Source organism: Micromonospora sp. NPDC049679, assembly GCF_040659735.1.
Classification (GTDB): Bacteria; Actinomycetota; Actinomycetes; order Mycobacteriales; family Micromonosporaceae; genus Micromonospora_I.
Genome location: NZ_JBFANZ010000016.1, coordinates 68,022 through 92,563, shown reverse-complemented (window position 1 = coordinate 92,563; position 24,542 = coordinate 68,022). Strand labels below are relative to the sequence as shown.

The window sequence follows — 24,542 nt, the reverse complement described above, 5'->3', positions numbered from 1 at the left end:
GGCATCTGGCGCGGCGGCGCGCGCCCTGCCTGACCACAACCAGTCAGGAAGGGATGCACAGCCATGTCCATACCACGTGGGCGGGCGGCGGGCGCCGCACTGGTGCTCGTCACCGCCTCCGCCCTCACCGTGCTGAGCGGGTCACCGCCGGCCGCGGCCCACCCCATCAACCCCGCAGACTTCCAGCAGATCGAACTCGCCCGCGGCGTCGCCGAGATGGGCGAGCCCATGTCGCTGGCGGTCCTGCCGGACCGCTCGGTGCTGCACACCGCGCGCAACGGCACGCTGCGCCGCACCGACGTCAACGGCGTCACCTCGGTGATCGGCACCCTCCCCGTCTACACCCACGACGAGGAGGGGCTGCAGGGCGTCGGCGTGGACCCCAACTTCGCCAGCAACCGCCAGATCTACCTCTACTACGCCCCGCCGCTGGCCACCCCCGCCGGGGACGCCCCGGCCGCCGGCGGCAACTGGGCGACGTGGCAGGGGGTCAACCGGCTCGCCCGGTTCACCCTCAACGCCGACCACACCGTCAACATGGGCAGCCAGGTCACCGTCCTCGACGTCCCGGCGGACCGGGGGATGTGCTGCCACGTCGGCGGTGACATCGACTTCGACGCGGCCGGCAACCTCTACCTGTCGACCGGCGACGACAGCAACCCGTTCGACTCCGCCGGCTACTCGCCGATCGACGAGCGCACCGACCGCAATCCGGCGTACGACGCCCAGCGCAGCGCCGGCAACACCAACGACCTGCGCGGCAAGATCCTCCGGATCAAGGTGAACGCCAACGGGACGTACGCGATCCCGGGCGGCAACCTCTTCGCGCCCGGCACCGCCAACACGCGGCCGGAGATCTACGCGATGGGCTTCCGCAACCCGTTCCGGATGAGCGTCGACAAGGCGACCGGGATCGTCTACGTCGGCGACTACGGGCCGGACGCGGGCTCGACCGCCGCCAACCGGGGCCCCAGCGGGCAGGTCGAATTCAACCGGATCACCTCGCCCGGCAACTACGGCTGGCCGTACTGCACCGGCAGCAACAGCGCGACCGAGACCTACAACGAGTGGACCTTCCCAAACGGCCCCTCCGGCGCCAAGTACAACTGCACCGGGGGCCCGACGAACAACTCGTTCCGCAACACCGGGCAGGGCACGCTGCCCGCGGCCCGCGCGGCCTGGATCCGGTACGCCGGTGACGCCGGCTCCCCGCCGGAGTTCGGTGGCGGCTCCGAGTCGCCGATGGCCGGCCCGGTCTACCGCTACAACGCGGCGCTCAACTCGCCGGTGAAGTTCCCGCAGGGCTTCGACGGGCAGTTCTTCGCCACCGAGTTCGGTCGGGGCTGGATCAAGCCGATCCACGTCAACGGCGACGGGTCGCCGGGCGCGATCGAGAGCTTTCCCTGGGTCGGCAAGCAGGTGATGGACTCCGCCTTCGGACCCGACGGCGCCTACTACCTGCTCGACTACGGCACCGGCTACTTCAACGGCGACGCCAACTCGGCGCTCTACCGCTTCGAGTACATCGGCGGCGGCAACCGCGCGCCGACCGCGGTCGCCAGCGCCAACCGCACCTCCGGCCCGGCGCCGCTCACCGTCGCCTTCTCGTCGGCCGGCTCCTCGGACCCCGAGGGCGGGGCGTTGACCTACTCCTGGAACTTCGGCGACGGCACCAGTTCCACCGCCGCCAACCCGTCGAAGACCTACACGGCCAACGGCACCTACACGGCGACGCTGACCGTACGGGACCCGGCCGGCGCCACCGGCAGCTCCAGCGTGCGCATCTCGGTCGGCAACTCCGCGCCGACCGTTACCGTCCAGTCGCCGGGCAACGGGCAGCTCTTCGCCTTCGGCGACACCGTGCCCTACCAGATCACGGTGACCGACCCGGAGGACGGCGCGATCGACTGCGCCCGGGTCAAGATGACGTACGTGCTGGGACACGACAGCCACGGCCACCAGATCACCTCGAAGACCGGCTGCTCCGGCTCGATCACGATCCCGGTCGACGGTGAGCACGACGACGCGGCGAACATCTTCGCCATCTTCGACGCCGAGTACACCGACAACGGCGGCCTGACCACGCACACCCAGCAGAGCCTGCAGCCCAAGCACCGCCAGGCCGAGCACTTCAAGACCTCGTCGGGGATCAGCACGTTCGACAAGACCCCGGCCGAGGGTGGCAAGACGGTTGGCGACATCAACAACGGCGACTGGATCGCGTTCGAGCCGTACCGGCTCGGCAACGTCACGTCGTTCACCGCCCGGGTCTCCTCGGCGGGGGCCGGCGGCACCCTGCAGGTGCGGGCCGGTTCACCGACCGGCACGGTGCTGGGCTCGGCGACGGTCCCGGTGACCGGCGGCTGGGACACGTTCACCACGGTGTCCGGCACCGTCACCGGCGCGCCGACGGCCACCACGACGCTCTACCTGACGTTCGCCGGAGCCGGCACCGGAGCCCTCTACGACCTCGACTCGTTCACCTTCACGACGGGCGGTTCGGGTGGTGGCGGCGGGACCGGGCCGATCAAGGGGCTGGCGGGCAAGTGCCTCGACGTCAGCAACTCCGCCACCGCCGACGGCACCCAGATCCAGCTCTACGGGTGCAACGGCACGGCCGCGCAGACGTGGACGGTGGCGCCGGGGAGCACGGTGAAGGCGTTGGGCAAGTGTCTGGACGTGTCGGGTGGCGGCAGCGCCGACGGCACGAAGATCCAGTTGTGGAGTTGCAACGGCAGCGGCGCGCAGAACTGGGCGGCGCAGGCCGACGGCACGGTCCGTAATCCGCAGTCGGGCAAGTGTCTGGATGTCTCGGGCAACAACTCCGCGGACGGCACGCCGGTGCATCTCTGGACCTGCACCGCGGCCGCCAACCAGAAGTGGACCCTGCCGTAACCCCCCTCTAGGGAGAGATCGACCATGCGAAGACTCGCCAGATCAGTCCTGGGGATGGCCACCGCCACGCTCGCCGTCCTCGCCTGCACCACGCCGGCCGGCCCGGCCAGCGCCGCCGACGCGGCGTACGACGTCCTGGTCTTCTCCAAGACCGCCGGGTTCCGGCACGATTCGATCGCCGTCGGCACCCAGACCATCCGCGACCTCGGCGCGGCCAACAACTTCACCGTCACCGCCACCGAGGACTCGGCCACCTTCACCACCGCCAACCTGGGCCGGTACGAGGCGGTCGTCTTCCTCAACACCACCGGAGACGTGCTGAACGCGACCCAGGAGGCCGCCTTCGAGTCCTACATCCGCGCCGGTGGCGGCTACGTCGGGGTGCACTCCGCCGCGGACACCGAATACGGCTGGTCCTTCTACGGCGATCTCGTCGGCGCCTACTTCGCCTCCCATCCGGCGATTCAGCAGGCCAACGTGAAGGTCGAGAACCGCGCGCACGCGGCCACCGCCCACCTGCCGCAGACCTGGACCCGCACCGACGAGTGGTACAACTACCAGACCAATGCCCGCTCGAGCGCGCGGGTGCTGGCGACCCTCGACGAGTCGTCGTACTCGGGCGGGGGCATGGGCGCCGACCACCCGCACGTCTGGTGCAAGTCGTACGCGGGCGGCCGCTCCTTCTACACGGGCGGTGGCCACACCCAGGCGTCGTACGCGGAGCCCGCGTTCCGGTCCCACCTGCTCGGCGGCATCCGCTACGCCGCCGGGCGCACGAAGGCCGACTGCCGCCCGGAGACCGGTTACACGACCCTCTACAACGGCTCGACGAGCGGCTGGTCGCAGGCCGGGCCGGGCAGCTTCAGCAACTCGGACGCCACCCTGACCTCGGTCGGCGGGATGGGGCTGTTCTGGCACAGTGCCAAGCAGTTCACCTCGTACTCGCTGAAGCTGGACTGGAAGATGCCGGGCGACGACAACTCGGGCATCTTCATCGGGTTCCCGCCGTCGAGCGATCCGTGGTCGGCGGTGAACAACGGGTACGAGATCCAGATCGACGCGACGGACGCGGCCGACCGCACCACCGGCGCGGTCTACACGTTCAAGTCCGCCGACATCGCCGCCCGGGACGCGGCGCTCAATCCGCCGGGGGAGTGGAACACCTATGAACTGCTGGTCGAGGGGGAGCGGCTTCAGATCTTCCTCAACGGCGTGAAGATCAACGACTTCACCAACACCGACCCGGTTCGGTCGCTCGCCGGCCACATCGGCATCCAGAACCACGGCACGGGCGACGACGTCGCGTTCCGCAACGTCCGGATCAAGGAACTGGGCGGTACGCAGCCCCCGCCGACCGGCGGCACCGGGCCGATCAAGGGGCTGGCCGGGAAGTGTCTCGACGTGCGGAGCTCCGGAACGGCCGACGGCACCCAGATCCAGCTCTACGGCTGCAACGGCACGGCCGCGCAGACCTGGGCAGTAACGTCGGGGAGCACGGTGAAGGCGTTGGGCAAGTGTCTGGACGTGTCGGGTGGCGGCAGCGCCGACGGCACGAAGATCCAGTTGTGGAGTTGCAACGGCAGCGGCGCGCAGAACTGGGCGGCGCAGGCCGACGGCACCGTGCGTAATCCGCAGTCGGGCAAGTGTCTCGACGTTTCGGGCAACAACTCCGCGGACGGCACGCCGGTGCATCTCTGGACCTGCGTCGGCGGCGCCGCCAACCAGAAGTGGATCCTGCCCTGACCGTGTCTGGCCGGGGCTGGTGACCCTGCCTGACTCCTGTCCGCGACGGTCCGCGGACCGGGTGCGCCGGCGCGGAACCGACCGCGCCGGCCATCCGGCTCCCACTGGCGTATGCCCGCCCCCAGCCTTTGCTCTGCTTCCCCACAGGAGACAGTCACGCAGGGCGAGCCGCTTCCCCCGGCCCCGCCCCGAGCGAGACCCGTCTCCGCGGCTCCGCAGGGTGTTTCCGATAGGGAAGCAGAGCAAAGGTCGGGCGCACCCGGGCACCCCGGTAGAGCGGGGGTCACCGAGCGTGATGGGGGGCGTCCCGCCTTCCGCGGGCCCTTCCTAACCTCCCCGCGCCCCGCATAAGGTGGGCGTTGGCAGTCCCCGGACGCGGTCGGTGCTCCGGGTGGGAGGCGCAACCCACCCGGCACGGTGCCTCGGCACACGCCGTCCCGGGCCGGGGCGCTGCCTGCGTACGCCGGCCACCGGCCACCGGACCGGTCTCCCTCGCGCCTGTCCACCGGACGTCGCCTGCGCGGCGTCCGTCGCGAATCCCGGGTAACCGACAGGGGAGAAGGACAATGGCCCGACCCATCACGCTCTTCACCGGCCAGTGGGCCGACCTTCCGTTCGAGGAGATGTGCCGGCTCGCCTCCGAGTGGGGCTACGACGGCCTGGAGCTCGCCTGCTGGGGCGACCACTTCGAGGTCGACAAGGCGCTGGCGGACGACTCCTACGTCGACCGCAAGCGCGAGACGCTCGCCAAGCACAACCTGGAGGTCTTCGCGATCTCCAACCACCTCGTCGGGCAGGCGGTCTGCGACCACCCGATTGACGAGCGGCACCAGGGCATCCTGCCGGCGCGGATCTGGGGTGACGGGGAGCCGGAGGGGGTGCGGCAGCGGGCCGCGACGGAAATGAAGGACACCGCCCGGGCGGCGGCGAAGCTCGGAGTGAAGACCGTCATCGGCTTCACCGGCTCCTCGATCTGGCACACCCTCGCGATGTTCCCGCCGGTGCCGCCGTCGATGATCGAGAAAGGGTACGAGGACTTCGCGGCCCGCTGGAACCCGATCCTCGACGTCTTCGACGAGGTCGGCGTCCGCTTCGCCCACGAGGTGCACCCCAGCGAGATCGCGTACGACTACTGGACGACGAAGCGGACGCTGGAGGCGATCGGCCACCGGCCCGCCTTCGGCCTCAACTGGGACCCGTCACACTTCGTGTGGCAGGAGTTGGATCCGGTGAACTTCATCTTCGACTTCGCCGACCGGATCTACCACGTGGACTGCAAGGACGCGAAGGTGCGCACCGGCGACGGGCGGCGGGGACGGCTCGCGTCCCACCTGCCCTGGGCCGATCTGCGGCGCGGCTGGGACTTCGTCTCCACGGGGCACGGTGACGTGCCGTGGGAGGACTGCTTCCGGGCGTTGAACGCGATCGGGTACGACGGTCCGATCTCGATCGAGTGGGAGGACGCGGGCATGGACCGGCTGGTGGGAGCCCCGGAGGCCCTGCGGTTCGTCCGGCGTCTCGCCTTCGACGCGCCCGCGGCCGCCTTCGACGCCGCCTTCGCGAGCAAGGACTGACGGCCCGCGTGACACGGTGAGGGCCGGTCGCCCCCGCGACCGGCCCTCGTTACCCCAACCCCGGGTCAGACAGTGGTGCCGTTGGTGTTGCTGGCGGGGCCACTCGGCTTCGGCAGCGCCGCGGTGGCCGTCCCGGTCGAACCCGATCGGGCCGCCGCGCCCGATCCGGCGAACGTGCTGTCGTGGCTCGAGTCGTAGCCCAGCTTCTCGCCGAGCCGCGTCTGGCCGAGCTTGTCCTTGCCCTCTTCGTAGAGGCGGTTCGCCTGGGCCTGGGCAACTCCGGCGGCTTCCTGCACCGTCGGGTGGTCCAGCACCTTGCGGGCGCTGACAACGAGCTCTTCGTACTTCTCCCGGCCGGCGCGGGCGCCGAGAACGAAGCCCGCTGCCATCCCGCCGAGGAACAAAAGCTTTCCGCGCATGGCGGCTCCTTCCGTACCTGACGCGTATAGTGTCCCGGATTCGTCCGGTTACCCACCCTGTCGCGCCTGCGTCGTCTGTCCTGCGGTACCTACCCATCCTCCTCCCTGGTCATGCGCGATCGGGGTCACCTTGGCGGTTTGCCCCGGTATCGCCGTGCGGCGTGTCGGCCAGAACCCTGTAGCGCAGCACCCCCGGACGTCCTGTACTCTTATGCCGTCGCACGGTGCCGGAGAGATCCGGAGCCGACAAGCGATCCCCTGTAGCTCAATTGGCAGAGCAGCCGGCTGTTAACCGGCAGGTTATTGGTTCGAGTCCAATCGGGGGAGCTCTTCTTCTCATCCCCTGCGCATCTCCGCCCGCCGGCACTGCTGGCGGGCGTTTTTGTATCTCCCTCGCCCTCCCGGGGCGAGCGGTCGCCCGGTGGGCCGGGTGTTGGTCCACGCTCCTAGACTGCAAGTTGCGTCGTTGTCTGCGTCGATTTGAGGTGGCGTTCCATGGCCGGTATCCGCATCCGCAGCGCGCTGCTGACCGCGATCGCGGTCGTCATCGGCTGGCTGCTCATCGGTGGGGCGGTCGGCCCGTACGCCGGAAAGCTCGGCGAGGTCTCGACCAACGACCAACTCTCCTTCCTGCCCGCCGACGCCGAAGCCACCCGCGCGCAGACCGAGGCCGCCCGCTTCGTCGAGCGGCCGACGACCCCGGCCATCGTGATCTACGAGCGCGGCTCGGGGATCACCCCCGACGACCGGGAACGGGCGGTGCGCGACCTCGCCCAGATCGGCCGGGTCCCCGGGGTCGTGGGACCGCTGCCGCCGCCCATCCCGAGCCAGGACGGCCGAGCCCTGCAGGTCATCGTGCCGCTCGACGAGGCACTCGGCGACGAGCTCGGACCCACCGTCGATCGGCTCCGCGAGATCACCGCACGGACCATCCCCGGCCTGGCCGTCCACGTGACCGGCCCGGCCGGTTTCCTCGCCGACCTGGTCGAGGTCTTCAAGAACATCGACGTCACGCTTCTGCTGGTCACCGCCACGGTCGTGCTCGTGATTCTGCTGATCGTCTACCGCAGCCCGGTGCTCTGGATCATCCCGCTGCTCTCCGCCGCGATGTCGTACGCCGTCGCGGCGTTCGTCGTCTACCTCCTCGCCGACGCCGATGTGATCGTCCTCAACGGCCAGGCACAGGGAATCCTCACCGTCCTCGTTTTCGGGGCCGGCACCGACTACGCCCTGCTGCTGATCGCCCGCTACCGGGAGGAGTTGGCACGCCACGACCGTACGGTCGACGCCATGAAGGCCGCGTGGCGCGGCGCCGCGCCCGCCATCATCGCCTCGGCCGGCACGGTGATCGCGAGCCTGCTCTGCCTGCTGCTCTCCAGCCTCAACTCCAACCGCGCCCTCGGCCCGGTCTCCGCCGTTGGCATCGGCGCCACCCTCGTCGTCATGCTCACCTTCCTGCCCGCGCTGCTGCTCGTCGGCGGCCGCTGGGCGTTCTGGCCGCGCGCGCCGCGAGCCGACGGCACCGCCGAACAGACCGGCGGACTCTGGCAGCGCGTCGCCGACCTCGTGTCGCGCCGGGCCCGACCGGTCTGGATCGGCACCACCGTGCTGCTGGGCGCCATGGCGATCGGCCTGACCCAGCTCGACAGCACCGCGCTCGGGCAGTCCGACGTCTTCACGAAGAAGACGGATTCGGTGGCCGGGCAGGAGGCGATCACCCGGCACTATCCCGCCGGAACGGGCAGCCCGGCCACGATCATCACCGCCGCCGGCGCCGCCGACCAGGTCACCGCGTCCGCCAAGGCCGTGCCGGGGGTGGCCCAGGTGCGGCCGCTCACCGCCGCCGAAGGACCCGCTGCCGGCGCCCCCGGTGCCGCCGGCCCGCCCAAGGTCGTCGACGGCCGGGTCGAGCTGCTCGCGACGCTCGCCGCGCCCGGAGACACCCCCGAAGCGGAGCAGACCGTACGGCAGCTGCGCGTCGCCGTCCACGCCGTGCCCGGAGCCAACGCCCTCGTCGGGGGCACCACCGCGATCAACGTCGACACCGCGGACGCGTCGAACCGCGACCGCAACGTCATCATCCCGGTGATCCTCGCCGTCGTCGCGCTGATCCTGGCCCTGCTGCTCCGCTCGCTGCTCGCCCCACTGCTGCTGATCGCCACCGTCGTGCTGTCGTTCGGCGCCACCCTGGGCCTCTGCGCGCTGCTGTTCCGGCACGTCTTCGACTTCGCCGGCGTGGACGCCTCGTTCCCGCTCTTCGCGTTCGTCTTCCTCGTCGCGCTCGGCATCGACTACAACATCTTCCTGATGAGCCGGGTCCGCGAGGAGTCGCTCAAGCAGGGCACCCGCCGGGGCGTCCTCTCCGGCCTGGTCGCCACCGGCGGCGTGATCACCTCCGCGGGGGTCGTGCTCGCCGCGACCTTCTCGACGCTCGCCGTCCTGCCGCTGGTGTTCCTGGTCGAGCTGGGCGTCGCCGTCGCGCTCGGCGTCCTGCTCGACACCATCGTGGTCCGCTCCCTGCTCGTGCCGGCCCTCGTCCACGACATCGGCGCGCGTGTGTGGTGGCCCAGCCGCCTGGCTCACACCCCGGCGATCGACGAGGGGGGCCAAAAAGGGGGCCAGGAGTAACGCGAGGTGGTGGCCCGGGTAGCTGCCATCGGGATAAGATCCCGGCGCTGGCAGGGGGGCGGTAGCTCAGCCGGTTAGAGCAGGGGACTCATAATCCCTCGGTCGCGGGTTCGAGTCCCGCCCGCCCCACCACGTAATACCACTGGTCAGGCATGCTGCCGGGGACCCGGACGAACCGCGTCGAGGTCCGGCCCGAGGCCGTCAGTCCGCACTGAGTCCGCAGATGGCTTTGAGGCCCAGCCGTGTGTGGCTAAGTCATGTCCGAGGATCCGCCACGTCTGCTGTCACGTGGCCGATATCTGACGAGACCGAGTGTGAGGAACACGAGCGCCAGGCCCGCAAGCGTCCACGTTGTTGGGGGTCCGAACGCGCCGATGAGACCTCCGAGGTACCCCACTGCGAGTAACAAGAAGGCGAGCCCACTGCAGAGGAACCACATCGCTGCATCGACTGGCCGCCTCCACCTTCTCCGGACAAAGGGCGACATGCGGCCAGTCAGCAGGAGACGAACACCGTAGCTGGCAAGGACCAAACCGCCGACGCCCAACAGCATTTGGAACAAGTTTCGGGGGTCCATAGATCTGCCTCTACCCGGGGGCCCCGGTCGGCAACCAGGTCGAGGCTAGTCCGGCCGTCTTGGCAGCAGCGCGGTCCGCATCCAGTCCGCAAGAGGTCGACGGATGGTGGGGGATTGGTGAGAGACGTCGAGAGATGTTTTCGCTGGTAGGAGCCCACTTGCGCAGGCCGCCGGCTCGCCCGTCTTGATCTCATAATCCCTCGGTCGCGGGTTCGAGTCCCGCCCGCCCCACTCGAAACGGATACCGAAACGGAGGGGTGCAGGATCGAAGAAGTCGCAGGCCACGGCCGGCTGCGGCGCTCCCTCGGCGCCCGCTGCCGGCGTACATCGGTGTTCACGCTCTGCCGCAGATCTTGCGGTCGGAGGCATGACCACCTTGAACCAGGACGGGTCTTCCGGCCGCAGAGCCAGCGGCGCTTCGCCGCCGACCTGGCGGGCTGCGCCGATCCTGGTGTCGACGAGCGCCTGTGGGTCGCCGGCGATGGTGGCGGTGCGGTTCGCGTGGTGGTACCTCCGGCCCACCACAAACGCCCTGGTCAGCAATGGTGACGGCGAATCGGACGAAGCGCGTCAAGAGCCGGGCCCTACGCCCGCTCGGGCATGCCCGAGCGGGCGTTGTTGTTGCGCAGCACCTCGCCACCCGGAGGCGTGAACATCAGCTCGTCACTGGCCGGGCCGGCGATTTGCGCGGCCATCGGCTCGACCGGGAAGCGGGGGAGCGGCACCGACCGGCGACCCGTCCGCGAGGGCCTCGGTCAGGTGTTCGGCGCCTTCGGCGCCTCTCACAAGCTCAATCGGCTCGGGAGCGAAAGCGAGCTTTCGCTCCTCTCGCCTCAATCGCTTGTGCCGACGTAGGCCGCGAGGTGCTCGCCGGTGAGGGTGGAGCGGGCGGCGACGAGGTCGGCGGGTGTGCCCTCGAAGACGATCCGGCCGCCGTCGTGGCCGGCGCCGGGGCCGAGGTCGATGATCCAGTCGGCGTGCGCCATGACCGCCTGGTGGTGCTCGACGACGATGACCGACTTGCCGGAGTCGACGAGCCGGTCGAGCAGGCCGAGCAGCTGCTCGACGTCGGCGAGGTGCAGGCCGGTGGTCGGCTCGTCGAGGATGTAGACGCCGCCCTTCTCGCCCATGTGGGTGGCCAGCTTGAGCCGCTGCCGCTCGCCGCCGGACAACGTGGTGAGCGGTTGGCCGAGGCTGAGGTAGCCGAGCCCGACGTCGGCGAGCCGGTCGAGGATGGCGTGGGCGGCCGGTGTGCGCGCCTCGCCGGCGCCGAAGAATTCCCCGGCCTCGGTCACCGACATCGCGAGCACCTCGCTGATGTCCCGGCCGCCGAGGTGGTATTCCAGCACCGACGCGTCGAACCGCTTCCCCTCGCACTCCTCGCAGGTGGTGGCGACGCCGGCCATCATCGCCAGGTCGGTGTAGATGACGCCGGCGCCGTTGCAGGTGGGGCAGGCGCCCTCGGAGTTGGCGCTGAACAGTGCCGGCTTCACGCCGTTGGCCTTCGCGAACGCCTTGCGGATCGGGTCGAGCAGCCCCGTGTACGTCGCCGGGTTGCTGCGTCGCGAGCCGCGGATGGGTGCCTGGTCGACCGACACGACGCCCGCGGAGGCGGGGATGGAGCCGTGGATCAGCGAACTCTTGCCGGAGCCGGCGACGCCGGTGACGACGCAGAGGACGCCGAGCGGGATGTCGACGTCGACGTCCCGCAGGTTGTGGCGGGTGGCGCCGCGGATCTCCAGCGTGCCGGTGGACGTCCGCACCGTCTCCTTGAGGGCGGCCCGGTCGTCGAGATGGCGGCCGGTGATGGTGCCGCTCGCCCGCAGCTTCTCGACGGTGCCCTCGAAGCAGATGGTGCCGCCCGCCGTGCCGGCGCCGGGGCCGAGGTCGACGACGTGGTCGGCGATCGCGATCGTCTCCGGCTTGTGCTCGACGACGAGCACCGTGTTGCCCTTGTCGCGTAGCCGCAGCAGCAGGTCGTTCATCCGCTGGATGTCGTGCGGGTGCAGGCCGATGGTGGGCTCGTCGAAGACGTAGGTCGTGTCGGTGAGCGAGGAACCGAGGTGGCGGATCATCTTGACGCGCTGCGCCTCGCCGCCCGACAGCGTCCCCGACGGCCGGTCGAGCGAGAGGTAGCCCAGCCCGATCTCCACGAACGAGTCGAGGGTCTGCAGCAGCTTGGTGAGCAATGGCGCCACCGACGGCTCGCCGAGGCCGCGGACCCATTCGGCCAGGTCGCTGATCTGCATCGCGCAGGCGTCGGCGATGTTGATCCCCTTGATCTTCGAGGACCGGGCCGCCTCGCTGAGCCGGGTGCCGTCGCACTCGGGACACGTGGTGAAGGTGACCGCCCGGTCCACGAACGCCCGGATGTGCGGCTGCAACGCTTCCTTGTCCTTGGACAGGAACGACTTCTGGATCTTGGGGATCAACCCCTCGTAGGTGAGGTTGACGCCGTCGACCTTCACCTTGACCGGATCCTTGTAGAGGAAGTCGTTGAGCTCCTTCTTGGTGTACTTGCGGATCGGCTTGTTCGGGTCGACGAAGCCTGACTCGGCGTAGACCCGCACCGTCCAGAAGCTGTCCGACTTCCAGCCGGGGATGGTGAACGCGCCCTCGGCGAGCGACTTGGAGTCGTCGTAGAGCTGGGTGAGATCGATGTCGGAGACCGTGCCCCGGCCTTCGCAGCGCGGACACATTCCGCCGGTGATGCTGAAGCTGCGACGCTCCTTCATGGTCCGTCCGGCGCGCTCCAGGGTGACCGCACCCGCTCCACTGATCGAGGCGACGTTGAAGGAGAACGCCTGGGGCGAGCCGATGTGCGGCTGCCCGAGCCGGCTGAAGAGGATGCGCAGCATCGCGTTGGCGTCGGTGGCGGTGCCGACGGTGGAGCGGACGTCGGAGCCCATCCGCTGCTGGTCGACGATGATCGCGGTCGTCAGCCCGTCGAGCACGTCGACCTCGGGCCGCGCCAGCGTCGGCATGAAGCCCTGCACGAAGGTGCTGTAGGTCTCGTTGATCAGCCGCTGCGACTCCGCGGCGATGGTGCCGAACACCAGGGAGCTCTTGCCCGAGCCGGAGACGCCGGTGAACACCGTCAGCCGCCGCTTCGGGAGCTCGACGCTCACGTCCTTGAGGTTGTTCACGCGCGCGCCCTGCACGCGGATCAGATCGTGGCGGTCGGCAACGTGCGGCGCAGGCGACTCGACATCCGTCCTCTTGGCCTTGCTCATCGTGTCTCCATCTTTGAGGCGGGGCAGCCTTGCGGTCTCCGTCGGCGTCGCCTGGCTTGATCTGACCAGCTTCGAGCGCGCGACACGCGGCCGGCTGCCGCTGGTCAGGGTCGCGCTCGGCGCAAGAACCAAGGTATCCACGCCGCTTCGGCCCGTGCAGCCCCTGTGGCCTCGGCCACGCGGCGCGCCCGGCCGGGGTGTCAGACCAACCAGCGGCCGTCACACATCAGCTCGCCTTTACGGTGCGGTCTGTGCCGTTCATGGCTGCGATCGCCGGCAGCTCAGCGCAGCTCCTGGATGCGGATCATGTTGCCCGCGGGGTCGCGGAAGGCGCAGTCGCGGACGCCGTACGGCTGCTCGGTCGGCTCCTGGACGACCTCGGCGCCGGTGGCCTCCAGCGTCGCGAAGGTGCCGTCGAGGTCGGCGGTGGCCAGGTTGACGCCGAAGTAGCTGCCCTTGGCCATCAGCTCGAGGATGGTGCCGCGCTCGTCGTCGGTGATGCCGGGGTTGGCGGCCGGCGGGTGCAGGACGATGGACGTGTCGGGCTGGTCGCCAGGGCCGACCGTGATCCAGCGCATCCCCTTGTATCCGACGTCGTTGCGGACCTCGAAGCCGAGAGCGTCGCGATAGAAGGCCAGGGAGGCGTCCGGGTCGGTGTGCGGGAGGAAGCTCGAGTGAATGGTGATGTCCATGCTGGTCACGCTAGTTGCGGCTCGGGGGCGCGCGCTTCTCGATTCCTGATCGGTCTGGTCACCTGCTTCGCGACGCACGGCGGCATCCCCGCCGTCGCGTGCGCCGCCTGGCGCCGGTAGACGCTGGGCGGCACGCCGACCAGCTCCGCGAAGCGAGTGCTGAAGGTGCCCAGCGACGAGCAGCCGACCGCGAAGCAGACCTCCGTGACGCCGAGGTCGCCACCACGCAGCAGCGCCATCGCGCGCTCGATGCGCCGCGTCATCAGATAGGCGTACGGCGACTCGCCGTAGGCGAGCCGGAACTCGCGGCTGAGGTGCCCGGCCGACATGTGCACGCCGCGGGCGAGCGCCTCGACGTCCAGCGGCTGCGCGTACTCCCGGTCGATCCGGTCGCGGACGCGGCGCAGCCGGGCGAGGTCGCGTAGGTGCTGCGCTGCGGCGGGTCTGCTGGTCACCTGCGAAATCGTGCCACGTCGCGCCTATTCGACCCTGTTGAACACGCCCCGCTACCGGTCGGTGAGCCATTCGATGAGCTGCATCCTCCTGCCGCGCCTGGTCCAAGAGCACCTCCGGTCGTCGCTTGCCAGACATCTGCCGTCCCTGCCGTCGCACCCTGAGCTCCTCTTGCTCGACCTGCACCAGTCGTCGAGTCGCTCTCTTGCTTATCCGGAACCTGCACGTCTGCTTCGCCGGTTCCAACCACGTCGACCGCAACTCGGTCAGCACCCGGCCGAGTCGACACGTTGAGCTGGAGCTGATTCAGGCATTACCGCCAGCGCGCTTGCCCTGCGCAATTTCCGACGAAAGGCGTCGGATTCCCGCAGGACCGATCGCGATCTCCCGGCTCTCGACGAACACCGAACAGTTCGAGTTGTGCCACGTTAGGCGCACCAGCTAAACCGAAAGCGGGATCTCCGCGCCGCTCGTGGCTACCGGCGGGCGGCGTCTTCGCCGGCTCTGCAGCCGCGGTCATGCTCTTCGTCAACCCGTCGACCGCAGTGTCAATCGATCAGGTCGTGGACGGTTGCCGTCAGGTCAGCGAGCCGTTTGTCGGCCCGTCGGTGCTGGTGCCTGATCCATTCCTTTCCCTCAGCTGCGATCCCCTCCAGCGTGCTGAGGGTGTGGATGAGACCGGACGCGTCGAGCGCGATCTGGGAAAGTGTCCGCGCATCCTCGTCCGGCTGGATCCCGTCAGCGATCGACTCGGTCACGCGGACGCTGATCGGATCACCGTTGACCAGCGTCAGCTCGAACGTCTGTCGCTGCGTTGCCACCCCGTCGATCCGGACAGCGGCAACGGCGTCGAAGCGGTAGTTCAACCGTTGGGTCCCGCAGGACACGCCTTCCTCGAAGTCGAGGTCAATGTTGACCTGTCGTACCCCGTCCTCGGTCAAGAGGAAGAGCAGCAGACGGTACTTCGAGTAGCGCCACGGTCCGTGTGACACGCGGGCGCGTCTGCACGATGTGGCGGGGGCTTCGATGAAGGCGTGTGCGATCACCTGACTGGGCCGGAGCCGGTACTGCCGCATGGCGTCATCGACGAGGATTTTGCGGTCGCACTCCAGCCAAAATGCCATCTCCGCGTCGGACGGTTTGCGGGAAAGCTTTTTCCGCCAACGGTCAAACGCCGCCAACCGCGCCATCAACTGTTGATCTCGCTCGGCCGCGTCGGTTTTTACCCGCCGCCGCTCAGTCGTGATGCGGAACCAGGCCCGCGCGGCGATGCCAGCGGAGGCCACGGCGAGCAGCACCGACACCGTGCCGCCGAGCGGTGCGGTCAGCAAGGCGGCAGGTGTCATCCAGAGAGTCCCTGCGCTCACGGCGGTTATCCCGGCCGTGTACAGCGCCGTTGTCGAAAACGGCATGCGCAGCTCGTCCCGGTACGCCGTCAGGGTGTCGTTCTCCCACCGGTGCCGGACGTCACCCACCAGGTAGCGGACGAGCCACGCGATCTTCTCGGGGTTGTCGAGCCTCTGCTCGCGGTAGATCTCGACCAACTCGTCGCGCAGGTGGCTGCGGATGCCGGCGGTCTGGGCCAGCCAGTAGGAACGGTTCGTCCCGCCCGGGACGTATCGCGCGAAGTATTTGTCGAAGAGCCGGTCGACCTCGCCCGCGAACCCTCCAGCCGCGGCTTCCTGCCTGCGCTGTCGCGGGATGACCCTCGACTCCATCGCCCGTAGCCGTTCCCGTCGGAAGTTCCGGTCCATCCCACCGACGATGAAGGCGGCCGCTCCGACGGCGGAAACGAGGTACCCGAGCGCCGGGGACAGTTGAGCGCGCTGCAGTAACAACCACCCAATGTTGCCGGCGGCGAGCACAAACACCCCAGTCCCGATCACGGCGCGCAACCGGTCGCTCATGGACGTCGAGTCCGGGTGGACGGGACGGACCCGAGGGTGGGCCGGGGAGGGGTGGAAGAACTTCCACACCCGGTCCGCTCTGTCGTCGGCCAGTTGCCCCGCCTTGGCCCGCTCGACGGCGAGACGCCACATCTGGTCCTCCAGCGGACCTTCCCGCAGCACCCCGAGATGCTTCAAGATCTTGTCGCGCTGCGTCGGTGGAAGCGCGTCGAGTTCCTTGACGACCAGCTCGGTTTCGGGGGTGTGCAGGGAGTCGAGCAGCCGGAGCACCGCCCGCAGACCCGCCGTCCAGTCGTCGCCGCCGTCGACGCGGGAGATGCCACCGCAGATGGACGAGAGATGATTGAAGTCTTCATTCCCCAACTGCCGCAGTGTCCGTCCGCTCAACAAGGCGAGCAGCCGGTGAAACTGGACCTCGTCGCTCTCGTACCCCCGAGCCACGGCGTTCTCGATGTGCTCCTGCGCTTGAGCCGGCATCTGGGAATCCAGATACTTCACACCAATGCGGAACGTGTCTTCGGGCGAGGCCTCCCGCGACAGTTGGTAGTAGACGTCGCCGTGGATCGCCTGTGCCTGCACTCCAACATGCGCCTCGCCCTGCGCGACGTTGGTCATGGTCTGCGCGGTCACGACAGTCCTTTGGCGATGGCTATGAGCGCGGCCAGTCTCGCGGCCAACTCCGCGACGTCGGCCACCAGACCGCGCAGTCTCTTGAGAGTCACCACCAGAGTGCTGCTGCTCTGTGGTGTCTCCTTCCTGACGCAGTCATTCGCGACGTCCAACTCCGTCTCCGCCGCCGCATAGGTGGCCTCGTCCAGATGGCCGTCCCGATGAGCCTGCTTGAGCATGTCCCGAAGATCTGCGATCCCCGCCGCGAGGTCGGTCGGTCGTTCCGGTTCGGAGCCGACCGTGATGTCGCCGTAGACATGTCCGGCCTGAACCCCCACTCTTGCGTTGCCGGTGGCGATGTTCCTGTTCGTCATGCGCATCTGCGCCCGCCCGCCCTTTCCATCCGTCCATGGTTGGTCGACTGCGGCGTCGGCGACCAGTTCCTGCGCGAGAGCCGTAGCGAAGGCGGCCGCGTTCGCGACCGCTCGTGGCTGCCAGTCCACTCCGTCGGTGGCTGTCTTGGTGCCGTCGGCGCGGTCACTAATGCCCCGCACCACGACCACCGGCAGAGCCCGGTTCAGATGGCCCGCCTGCGCGACCCCGGCGGCCTCCATCTCGATCGCCAGTGCGTCGTTGTAGTGCTGCCGCACCCACCGCGCTTGCTCTGAGACGGCCGAGTCCTGCACGACCTCACCGGCGGCGATCGGGCCGAAGCGGACCCTCGGTGCTACGCCCTCGGCAAGCCCCTGACTCCATTCGCCGCTGCGGGCCAGGTGCTGGGCAATCTGGGCTGCGCCGTGCGAAATCTCCCATGCTCTCGGCCGAGCCTTGTGGCCGTCGTCTTCACTCGTGCCGCCGTGATAGGCGTAGATCTGGGAGGCGACCACCACGTCCCCGAGTTGGACACTCGGCCACAATGCGCCGGCGACACCCACGAAGAGCACCGCGGTGGGGGAGAACTCGGCCATGGCACGTTCGGCCAGCACCGCGGAGGGATGGTTGCCCTTGCCCACCAGGCCCAGCGCCACCCGACATCCGTTCCTGCCGAGCCGGCCGACCTCGAAGCGCGTGCCGGCGGGATGCCGGTGGATTCGCAGGTCGGTCAATCTCTTCCGGACCGCCTCGTACTCTAGGTTCAGCGCCGTGAGAATCACGACAAGGTCACGGCTCATGCTTCTGCCGCCTCCTTTTCTGTTGAATCGGTCGGTCGGGTCATCGGGGGATTCAGCGCTTTACTCGGGCCTGGTTGAAATAGCCGCGCGGGACGTCCGCTCTCGGTCTTCCTCGTCGAGCCGGCGGGGACGATGAAGCCGTCGACGCTCTGGACCTTGCGGTAGAAGTTCCGGGGATCGAGCCGGACGCCCCAGACCGCCTCGTACACATCCTGCAGCTCGGAGATGGTGAACGTCGGGCCGCAGAACGCGGTCGCCAGCGCGGAGTGCTCTAGCTTCGCGCGAGCGCGCTCGACGCCGTCCGCGACGATTCGCTGATGATCGAAGGCGAGTCGGGCTTGTCCCGACATCGCAAGGTCGGCGGTGATCCAGGACGCGTCGGAGGCGTCGGTGCCGGCGATCGGCTCGGGTAGGCGGGGCGCGATCGCCAGGTAAGCCACGGAGATGACGCGTCCCCGGGGGTCGCGCCCCGGCGTGCCGTACACGCCCAGCTGTTCGAGGTGCAGGTCGCCGATCGCCAGTCCAGCCTCCTCGGACAACTCCCGGTGGGCTGCCGTTAGTAGGTCCTCCTCTGCGTGGTTTAGGAAGCCGCCTGGGAGCGCCAGGGCGCCCCGGCATGGTTCGACGCCGCGCTCCACGAGCAGCACCTGGAGGCGGGAGCCGCGCAAGGTGAGGATGACGAGATCCACCGCGAGGAGCACGGTGGGAGGAACCCAACCATCGTCGGACATGCATGAACCGTAGCCTTATTGTCACCCTGACAGGAAGTCCAGGCGGGTGTCGGCTTTCAGCAAGATCCTGTGATTGGTGAACACAGGTAAGGGGCGGAGCTTCTGTGCTGGGGTACGGCTTGATTGTGCGGTCAAGGTATACGCGGGGTCCGTACACCCGATCGCTGACCGGCGGCACTGCCTGATCCGGGTTGCTGGCCAGCTCGGCGGGTAGGCATCTACCTCGGTTGCATCTCGCCAGGCCGACGCCATCGGAACGAATCTCACCGAAACTGGCTGCGAGTACCGCGTCGTGCATGGAGTCAGCAGGCATCTGGGCACGACCCTGCGGTCGCCGCATCAGTGATGTGATCGGTACCGCTCCTCCAAGTCGTCGACCGCCGGAACGCCCAGGTGGGGCCGGAACAGCCGCCGCAGCGCGTCCACGCGCTCGTCGGCCCGGACGGAGTCGGCTCCCCGCGCGAGGTCAAGCGCCCGCATCGCTGTTTCGGCCGCCCGATCGACCTCGCCGGCCTGCAACAGCGACTCGGCAAGCCACGTTAGGTACAGCGACGTCTCGCGCCCGGTCTCCTCGCCATATCCAGCGGTCGCGCGCTCCAGGATTGGCACCGCGCGCAGTGGCCGGCGCAACTGCGTCCACACCCGCCCCGCCATGACCGCTGTCTCGTCGGCGGATAGCCAGTACACCCAGGCCGGATCATCGGCCGGCTGGCGGTGCGTGAATGCGTTCTCGACCGCGTCGAGTGCCCCTACCGCCGGCTCGGATTCGTCGGCGCGGGCGTGAGCCCAGGCCACGCGCTCGAGCAGGAGCGCGCGCGTCGTGGCGCTCGCCGCGTCCCGCGCTCCGCAGTACGCGGACCGGGCGAGTGTTACCGCCTTCCGTGGGTCGCCGACATTCGCCTCCTGGTAGGCGAGCGTCGACAGGTTGTTGGCGGCACCTGGAACGTCACCACCCGCCTGCGCCGCACGCATGCCGGCGAGATAGAGGCGCTCGGCCTCGGCGTACCGCCCTGCGTCCGTGGCGACGTAGCCGGCCAGCTGGCACAGCTCGCCGATGGCGACGAGCAGACGCCGCCCGACCCGTTCGGTGTACGCCGCTTCGCGGAGCAGGCCGGCGGTGACGGCGAGCTCCGCGGTCACAATCTCGTGCGTTTTCACGCCGCCGACGTGGTCATCGAGTAGCCGCAGCTGATGTACGCGGCGCTCGACATGCTCCACGGTGGCATCGTCGATCCGGCGACCGGAGCGCACCTCGTACACCTGTGGTGGGTCGGTGATCAACCACTCGTGTGCGAGCCACACCGCGTTTTCCGCGTTAGGCGCTTCCGCGAGCAGCATCCCGGCGAGCGCTTCGGAGTCGCGTTGTCGCCAGGCCCCGTCGAGCGGCCATCGCATGCACGCTTCGGGACGCGGGCGGGCGACGAGGTCACCGCCTGCGTCGAGCGCGAGGTCGAGTGCCGCTGCGATCTTCGCGGCCGGCGGTCGGCGGCCGGTCTCGATGCGGGACAGGTGGCCGGGGTCGACGTGCGCGCGGCGTGCCAACTCGCGCAGGCTCATGTCGCCGCGCGTCGCGCGCCACCTGCGCACTGCCTCGCCGAATGTCTCCGACACCGCCGCCGCCTCTTCGCCGGTGTTGCCCACTGTTGCCAGCCTGCGCGTGCATCAGGTCACGCCTCCCGCACGCCATCCGTAGCCGTGACGCTACAGAAATGTCGTGCAGGAAGGGAACGTGGTCAATGCTTTGGTCGTGGTCGCCGTGGGTGGGGCGGCGCGTGTCGGCGCAGCCGCGAGGACCACAATGGCGGTGGCTACCGTGGGTGCGTTGTCGAGCGCGTCGGGCCGCACGGCAAGCGATCCTTGACGCCGCTGCGGAGTTTCAACGCCGGGAGTACGAGCGGGCGTGCGCGCGACGCATCGAGCACGCCCTGAACAACCGGTGGAACGGCCCGACCGAGATGCGCGGGACGCTGCTTACGGTCGGGCAGCTAAACCAGTACGACTCGGGGCGTAGGCCAAGGCGCCGGCCGTGATTCGCGTCTTCCTTCGTACCGGCTGGCCGGACGCGCTGCTCATCGTCGTGTTCCTGGTCGTCGTCACGAGCAGGTGGTGGCGGTGATCGACGACGGTCGACCCAGCGACAGCGAAGTGCTCTGGGTGGCCCGGCAGGTCGTGCGCCAATATGCGGAGCGGCCTAACAAGGACCGGGCCGATGGGGTCATGCCCGCACTGCGGTCCGGAATGCTGTTGCCCCGTCACTGTGCCCGCTCGGAGACGTACGTGCCTCGCGCTGCCACGGTGAACACCAAACCCCGCTCGCGTAGCACCGCTATCGCACGTCGCGCGGTCCCGCGGGCCACGCCGAACTCCTGCTGTAGCTGCGTCTCCGAGGGCACGGGGCGGTTGGCCTGTAACTCGCCACGCTCGATCCGGCCCGCGAGGATCTCCGCGAGCTGCTGGTAGACCGGCACCGGGCCGAGTGGATCGATCATAAGACCGGACACTAGTTGACATGAACGACGCAGAACGTCAGATGCGACCATGGACGTCGATGCACGAGTAAGCGGAGGGTGATCGGCTGACGGCACCCGTAAGGCGATCAGGCAGGTCGCCCTCGGCGACCAGGTCCTCACCACGGATCCAGCGACCGGTCGCAGCCCGGATGGTCTTCGCACCCGCTTGCTGCTGTCCTACGGTCGCTCGGCGACGAACGAGCCCTTGCCCGGCAGGGTGACGATGAGCCCACGATCTCGCAGCAGTCGCATCGCTGCGCGCACCGTGCCGCGACTGACGCCGTGTGTACCCATCAGATAGGGCTCACTGGGGATGAGTTGTCCCGGTGCTAGCTCGCCGTGCTCGATCTGTTCGCCGAGAGTGTCGGCGAGTTGCTCGTAGAGCGGGCGCGGATCGAGCGGGGCCATGATCATGAGAGTAAGCCGGGCTGTACGGGTTCAGTCTGCGGCCCGGTATTAATCCTGTACCCGTTCAAGGTCTGTACGGGTACAGGTCATGGACGGTACGTTCATTGATGGACATGAAGGCGGCCCCGGCTCGCGTCGTTACCGCTCGCCAGGGGCCTTGACCGACGTAGGAGATCGGCCCGTGACCATCATCCCTGAGACCCGGCCCGTGGTGAGAGCGGCGATCGTCGCCCTTGACGCGCTCGGTGCGACGACGCCCCGGCAAGCCGCTGTTCTGCTCGGCATGTGGCCCCGCCACCGCGAGTTGACCCAGGCTGACATCGACCTGATCCTGTTCCACTACCGCGACCCCGGCGCCGCCACTGTGGTCGCCCCGCAGCCACGCGCCGATGACCCGACCGGCCTTCTCTACGAGCGCGATCCCGGCGAGCCCCAGGCCGGGCGGTCCTTGCCGCCGTATGCGCATGGGGTGTCGATCAGCGGCCGACAGCTCGCCGAGCGCAGCCCCCGGTGACCGCCGTGGTCTGGCACCACCCGGTGTGGTGCCGCCAGGAGCACTGCACTGACACCGCGCACCGGGGCCGCATGGTCACGATTGACTCCGGTGACGCGAGTCAGGCTGCGGTCACGGTGCAGATGGTCCAACCGCGCAACGTCCGATACAGCGTGCCGGCGATCATCCTGGCTGGCGACCTGGGTGTGGTCGCATTGTCGCCTCGCCAGGCGAAGGCGCTCCAGTACAAGCTCCGCACAATGCTGCGCTCCGCCGAGCGGGGGAGCGGGCGAGGGCGCCGGGCGATCAGGCAGACCATGGGTGGTGACCCCCGTGTTGCTTCCCTGGCGTCGCCGACGCGCCCGACTGGCAGCGCAGCGCCTGGCCGCCGCCGCGGCGGAGCAGGCGCGCGAGCGCGAAGTGGCCCGGCAGCGACTGCTCTACCAGGCACGGAAAGGCAGCCACTGGAGCGCTGCGCCCACGGAGTCATTCCCCTATGTGGGGCCCGAGACGCCCGCGCAGGTGCACCGGGCGGACGGTGGTCGGTCGTGACCGCGATGGACGGTGAGTCGATCAACCCGCCTGGGTGCACTGGGCTGCCACCCGCACCATCGACCAGCACCGCGCACGTCCCGGCGAATCGTGGGCCCCGGGCACGTGCCGGCAGTGCAGCCCGGATGGCCGCGACCAGCTCGACTGGGCGCAGCGAATGGTGGCGGGCGGTGGCCAGCGATGACGGGGCCGCTCGTCAGGCTGCTGCCGCACCAGTGGGGCCGTCGGACGGAGATCGTCGTGGACGTCCACTACGCCGCCCTGATCTTCGGGGACTACGTGGAGTTGTCCGGGCTCCAGTTGGCTGACGATGGCACGCCGGTCGGTGAGGTGTGGCTCCTCGCCGACATCCGCGACCTGCCCGGCGCGCTGGTTGAGCCATGACGGTCTGGCTGCCTGCGAGGTCGCACGCCGCATCCCGAGCGGACGCACACCAGGTGCAAAGGCGTGGTGCGGCAGGGCAACTGGTCGCACCTGCCGACAGCGGCCTGCGGGTGCCCGGTGTGCTGGCCCGAGCGGCGCGACGCCTTGCCGTCGTCCGCTTCACGGCTCCGAGGGCCGCTCGTAACCGTGCTCCTGCCATGGGCTGATGGAGGGCGCTGTCACCCGACTGTGACGCGGCGTGCAGGCCAGGGTGCGGGCATGCCGTGATCCGAATCAGTAGCATCGGGCCATGCCACGTCGACCACAGTTCGCCGAAGACGATGCCACGCGCGTCATCGAGATGACCCCGGACGGGGAACCGACCAACAAGAAGGCTCCCCGGCGTCGTCGCGCACGGCGGATCGTCCTCATCAGCCTACTGGTGTTGGCGCTGGTCGGCGGCGGTGGTCTCCTCGCTGCGGGGCTTTATGTCCGGTCGCTGGAATCGGGTATCGAACGGGTCGACGCCTTCGACGAGGTGCCCGAGGAGTCCCGGCCGGTGAAGGTGGCACAGGACGCCAAGAACATCCTGATCCTGGGCAGTGACTCCCGAGACCCGGAGAACAAGTCGGGCTCCCGCACCGACACGATCATCCTGGCCCACCTGCCGAAGGACCGGTCGAGCGCTCAGTTGATCTCGATCCCGCGGGACACCTGGGTGCATGTGCCCACCGCGAAGAACGGCCAGGGCGGCAGAAACGCCAAGATCAACGCCGCCTTTGCCTGGGGTGGGATCCCACTGATGGTCCAGGCGGTGGAGAAGTTCACCGGTGTCCGCGTCGACCACGTGGCGATCGTCGACTTCGGCGGCTTCAAGGAGATCGTTGACGCGCTGGGCGGCGTGGAGATCAACGTTGACGAGAGCTTCACCTCCACCCACTCGCTCAATGCGAACGGCCGGCGCGAGTTCGTCAAGGGCAAGCAGGTCATGGATGGGGCCGCCGCGCTGGACTACGCGCGTGAGCGCTACGCGTTCGCGGACGGGGATTTCGCGCGGATCCGCCACCAGCAGCAGGTGATCAAGGCGATCCTGGACAAGGCCGCGTCCGGCGGGTTGCTCAGCAGCCCGACGAAACTGAACGCGTTCGTCAAGGCGACCGCCGACGCCGTGTCCGTGGACGAAACCCTTTCCATCGTCGACATGGCAGGCGAGATGCGCCATCTTCGCAGCGGCAATCTCACCTTCGTCACGAGCCCGACCAAGGGGACCGGCATGGTCGGCACGGAGAGCGTGGTGTTCGCGAACACCGAGAAGGCCAAGGCCTTCTATGACGCCGTCCGTCGCGATGGCGTCCCCGAAATCCTGAGTGGCGCGAAGTAGCAGACGGGCGCGTTCCCGCCGGCACGGCATGCGGTAGCAAAGAACGTCATCAGGGTGGCCACCGAGTCCGCGTAGGCGCGGCCGGTGGCCACCCTGCGTTACGTCACCCGTTGGGATTACCGGGCTGTCGCTCACCCATTTGGGTTACATTCTGTGCGGGCCCTCGGTCTACACAGGCTCACGCGGTGGTCGCCCCAAGCGC

The 24,542-nt window shown here is 69.0% G+C and carries 18 protein-coding genes and 2 tRNA genes; 10 read left to right on the top strand and 10 right to left on the bottom strand.

Translation table 11 applies throughout. The features are described from left to right. Positions 1-63: 63 nt before the first annotated feature. The 3 genes from AB0J06_RS13175 (at position 64) to AB0J06_RS13165 (ending at position 6,212) form a co-directional block, all read left to right on the top strand. Positions 64-2,895 carry a PQQ-dependent sugar dehydrogenase gene (locus AB0J06_RS13175; protein WP_357427941.1) on the top strand — a complete coding sequence of 944 codons (2,832 nt, stop codon included), beginning with the start codon at positions 64-66 and terminating at the stop codon, positions 2,893-2,895. 24 nt (positions 2,896-2,919) lie between these two features. Further along, on the top strand, positions 2,920-4,638 hold the full coding sequence (locus AB0J06_RS13170; RefSeq protein WP_357427939.1) for a ThuA domain-containing protein: 1,719 nt from the start codon (positions 2,920-2,922) through the stop codon (positions 4,636-4,638). Between the two features lie 566 nt (positions 4,639-5,204). After that, the gene (locus tag AB0J06_RS13165; RefSeq protein WP_357427937.1) at positions 5,205-6,212 is read left to right on the top strand and encodes a sugar phosphate isomerase/epimerase family protein; all 1,008 of its coding nucleotides are present in this window, start codon (positions 5,205-5,207) and stop codon (positions 6,210-6,212) included. Positions 6,213-6,277: 65 nt separating this feature from the next. On the opposite strand, the gene AB0J06_RS13160 is transcribed toward AB0J06_RS13165, so the two are convergent. Further along, positions 6,278-6,631, bottom strand: coding sequence for a hypothetical protein (locus AB0J06_RS13160; RefSeq protein ID WP_357427935.1), 354 nt, complete (start codon positions 6,629-6,631; stop codon positions 6,278-6,280). A 254-nt stretch (positions 6,632-6,885) separates the two neighbouring features. Between AB0J06_RS13160 and AB0J06_RS13155 the strand changes: the two genes are divergently transcribed. The 3 genes from AB0J06_RS13155 to AB0J06_RS13145 all read left to right on the top strand — a co-directional run bounded on the left by AB0J06_RS13155 (position 6,886) and on the right by AB0J06_RS13145 (position 9,391). Beyond that, positions 6,886-6,958 (top strand) — tRNA-Asn (locus AB0J06_RS13155). A gap of 168 nt (positions 6,959-7,126) precedes the next feature. Next, on the top strand, positions 7,127-9,259 hold the full coding sequence (locus tag AB0J06_RS13150; protein ID WP_357427933.1) for an MMPL family transporter: 2,133 nt from the start codon (positions 7,127-7,129) through the stop codon (positions 9,257-9,259). A gap of 55 nt (positions 9,260-9,314) precedes the next feature. Beyond that, positions 9,315-9,391: transfer RNA gene (locus tag AB0J06_RS13145), tRNA-Ile, on the top strand. A gap of 1,278 nt (positions 9,392-10,669) precedes the next feature. Here AB0J06_RS13145 and AB0J06_RS13140 read toward each other — a convergent pair. From AB0J06_RS13140 to AB0J06_RS13100, 9 genes are all read right to left on the bottom strand, one after another. Beyond that, complete coding sequence (locus AB0J06_RS13140; RefSeq protein WP_357427931.1) at positions 10,670-13,069, bottom strand: excinuclease ABC subunit UvrA; 2,400 nt, start codon at positions 13,067-13,069, stop codon at positions 10,670-10,672. Between the two features lie 281 nt (positions 13,070-13,350). Next, positions 13,351-13,761 carry a VOC family protein gene (locus AB0J06_RS13135; protein WP_357427929.1) on the bottom strand — a complete coding sequence of 137 codons (411 nt, stop codon included), beginning with the start codon at positions 13,759-13,761 and terminating at the stop codon, positions 13,351-13,353. Between the two features lie 5 nt (positions 13,762-13,766). Then, complete coding sequence (locus AB0J06_RS13130; protein WP_357427927.1) at positions 13,767-14,216, bottom strand: AraC family transcriptional regulator; 450 nt, start codon at positions 14,214-14,216, stop codon at positions 13,767-13,769. A 546-nt stretch (positions 14,217-14,762) separates the two neighbouring features. Continuing rightward, on the bottom strand, positions 14,763-16,751 hold the full coding sequence (locus tag AB0J06_RS13125) for a hypothetical protein (protein WP_357427925.1): 1,989 nt from the start codon (positions 16,749-16,751) through the stop codon (positions 14,763-14,765). Beyond that, on the bottom strand, positions 16,748-17,902 hold the full coding sequence (locus tag AB0J06_RS13120) for a 5'-methylthioadenosine/S-adenosylhomocysteine nucleosidase (RefSeq protein ID WP_357427923.1): 1,155 nt from the start codon (positions 17,900-17,902) through the stop codon (positions 16,748-16,750). The genes AB0J06_RS13125 and AB0J06_RS13120 overlap by 4 nt, the downstream gene beginning before the upstream one ends. Continuing rightward, positions 17,899-18,633 (bottom strand): NUDIX hydrolase, encoded by a 735-nt coding sequence (locus AB0J06_RS13115; RefSeq protein ID WP_357427921.1) that lies wholly within the window; start codon positions 18,631-18,633, stop codon positions 17,899-17,901. Before AB0J06_RS13115 ends, AB0J06_RS13120 begins: the two co-directional genes overlap by 4 nt. 339 nt (positions 18,634-18,972) lie before the next feature. Next, positions 18,973-20,274 carry a helix-turn-helix transcriptional regulator gene (locus tag AB0J06_RS13110; protein WP_357427919.1) on the bottom strand — a complete coding sequence of 434 codons (1,302 nt, stop codon included), beginning with the start codon at positions 20,272-20,274 and terminating at the stop codon, positions 18,973-18,975. 611 nt (positions 20,275-20,885) lie between these two features. Then, complete coding sequence (locus tag AB0J06_RS13105) at positions 20,886-21,122, bottom strand: GntR family transcriptional regulator (protein ID WP_357427917.1); 237 nt, start codon at positions 21,120-21,122, stop codon at positions 20,886-20,888. 198 nt (positions 21,123-21,320) lie between these two features. Then, the gene (locus AB0J06_RS13100) at positions 21,321-21,551 is read right to left on the bottom strand and encodes a winged helix-turn-helix domain-containing protein (RefSeq protein ID WP_357427915.1); all 231 of its coding nucleotides are present in this window, start codon (positions 21,549-21,551) and stop codon (positions 21,321-21,323) included. A 181-nt stretch (positions 21,552-21,732) separates the two neighbouring features. On the opposite strand from AB0J06_RS13100, the gene AB0J06_RS13095 reads away from it, so the two are divergent. The 4 genes from AB0J06_RS13095 (at position 21,733) to AB0J06_RS13080 (ending at position 24,340) form a co-directional block, all read left to right on the top strand. Continuing rightward, the gene (locus AB0J06_RS13095) at positions 21,733-22,065 is read left to right on the top strand and encodes a hypothetical protein (protein WP_357427913.1); all 333 of its coding nucleotides are present in this window, start codon (positions 21,733-21,735) and stop codon (positions 22,063-22,065) included. A gap of 312 nt (positions 22,066-22,377) precedes the next feature. After that, entirely contained in the window at positions 22,378-22,596 is a 219-nt protein-coding gene (locus tag AB0J06_RS13090; protein ID WP_357427911.1) for a hypothetical protein, read from the top strand. 180 nt (positions 22,597-22,776) lie between these two features. Beyond that, entirely contained in the window at positions 22,777-22,980 is a 204-nt protein-coding gene (locus tag AB0J06_RS13085) for a hypothetical protein (RefSeq protein WP_357427909.1), read from the top strand. A 421-nt stretch (positions 22,981-23,401) separates the two neighbouring features. Then, the gene (locus AB0J06_RS13080) at positions 23,402-24,340 is read left to right on the top strand and encodes an LCP family protein (protein WP_357427907.1); all 939 of its coding nucleotides are present in this window, start codon (positions 23,402-23,404) and stop codon (positions 24,338-24,340) included. Positions 24,341-24,542 lie beyond the last annotated feature (202 nt).

Coding starts and splice junctions, on each gene's coding strand:
- AB0J06_RS13175 (WP_357427941.1), top strand. CDS start 64: ATGTCCATACCACGTGGGCGGGCGGCGGGCGCCGCACTGGTGCTCGTC.
- AB0J06_RS13170 (WP_357427939.1), top strand. CDS start 2,920: ATGCGAAGACTCGCCAGATCAGTCCTGGGGATGGCCACCGCCACGCTC.
- AB0J06_RS13165 (WP_357427937.1), top strand. CDS start 5,205: ATGGCCCGACCCATCACGCTCTTCACCGGCCAGTGGGCCGACCTTCCG.
- AB0J06_RS13160 (WP_357427935.1), bottom strand. CDS start 6,631: ATGCGCGGAAAGCTTTTGTTCCTCGGCGGGATGGCAGCGGGCTTCGTT.
- AB0J06_RS13150 (WP_357427933.1), top strand. CDS start 7,127: ATGGCCGGTATCCGCATCCGCAGCGCGCTGCTGACCGCGATCGCGGTC.
- AB0J06_RS13140 (WP_357427931.1), bottom strand. CDS start 13,069: ATGAGCAAGGCCAAGAGGACGGATGTCGAGTCGCCTGCGCCGCACGTT.
- AB0J06_RS13135 (WP_357427929.1), bottom strand. CDS start 13,761: ATGGACATCACCATTCACTCGAGCTTCCTCCCGCACACCGACCCGGAC.
- AB0J06_RS13120 (WP_357427923.1), bottom strand. CDS start 17,902: ATGAGCCGTGACCTTGTCGTGATTCTCACGGCGCTGAACCTAGAGTAC.
- AB0J06_RS13115 (WP_357427921.1), bottom strand. CDS start 18,633: ATGTCCGACGATGGTTGGGTTCCTCCCACCGTGCTCCTCGCGGTGGAT.
- AB0J06_RS13105 (WP_357427917.1), bottom strand. CDS start 21,122: ATGATCGATCCACTCGGCCCGGTGCCGGTCTACCAGCAGCTCGCGGAG.
- AB0J06_RS13100 (WP_357427915.1), bottom strand. CDS start 21,551: ATGGCCCCGCTCGATCCGCGCCCGCTCTACGAGCAACTCGCCGACACT.
- AB0J06_RS13085 (WP_357427909.1), top strand. CDS start 22,777: ATGACGGGGCCGCTCGTCAGGCTGCTGCCGCACCAGTGGGGCCGTCGG.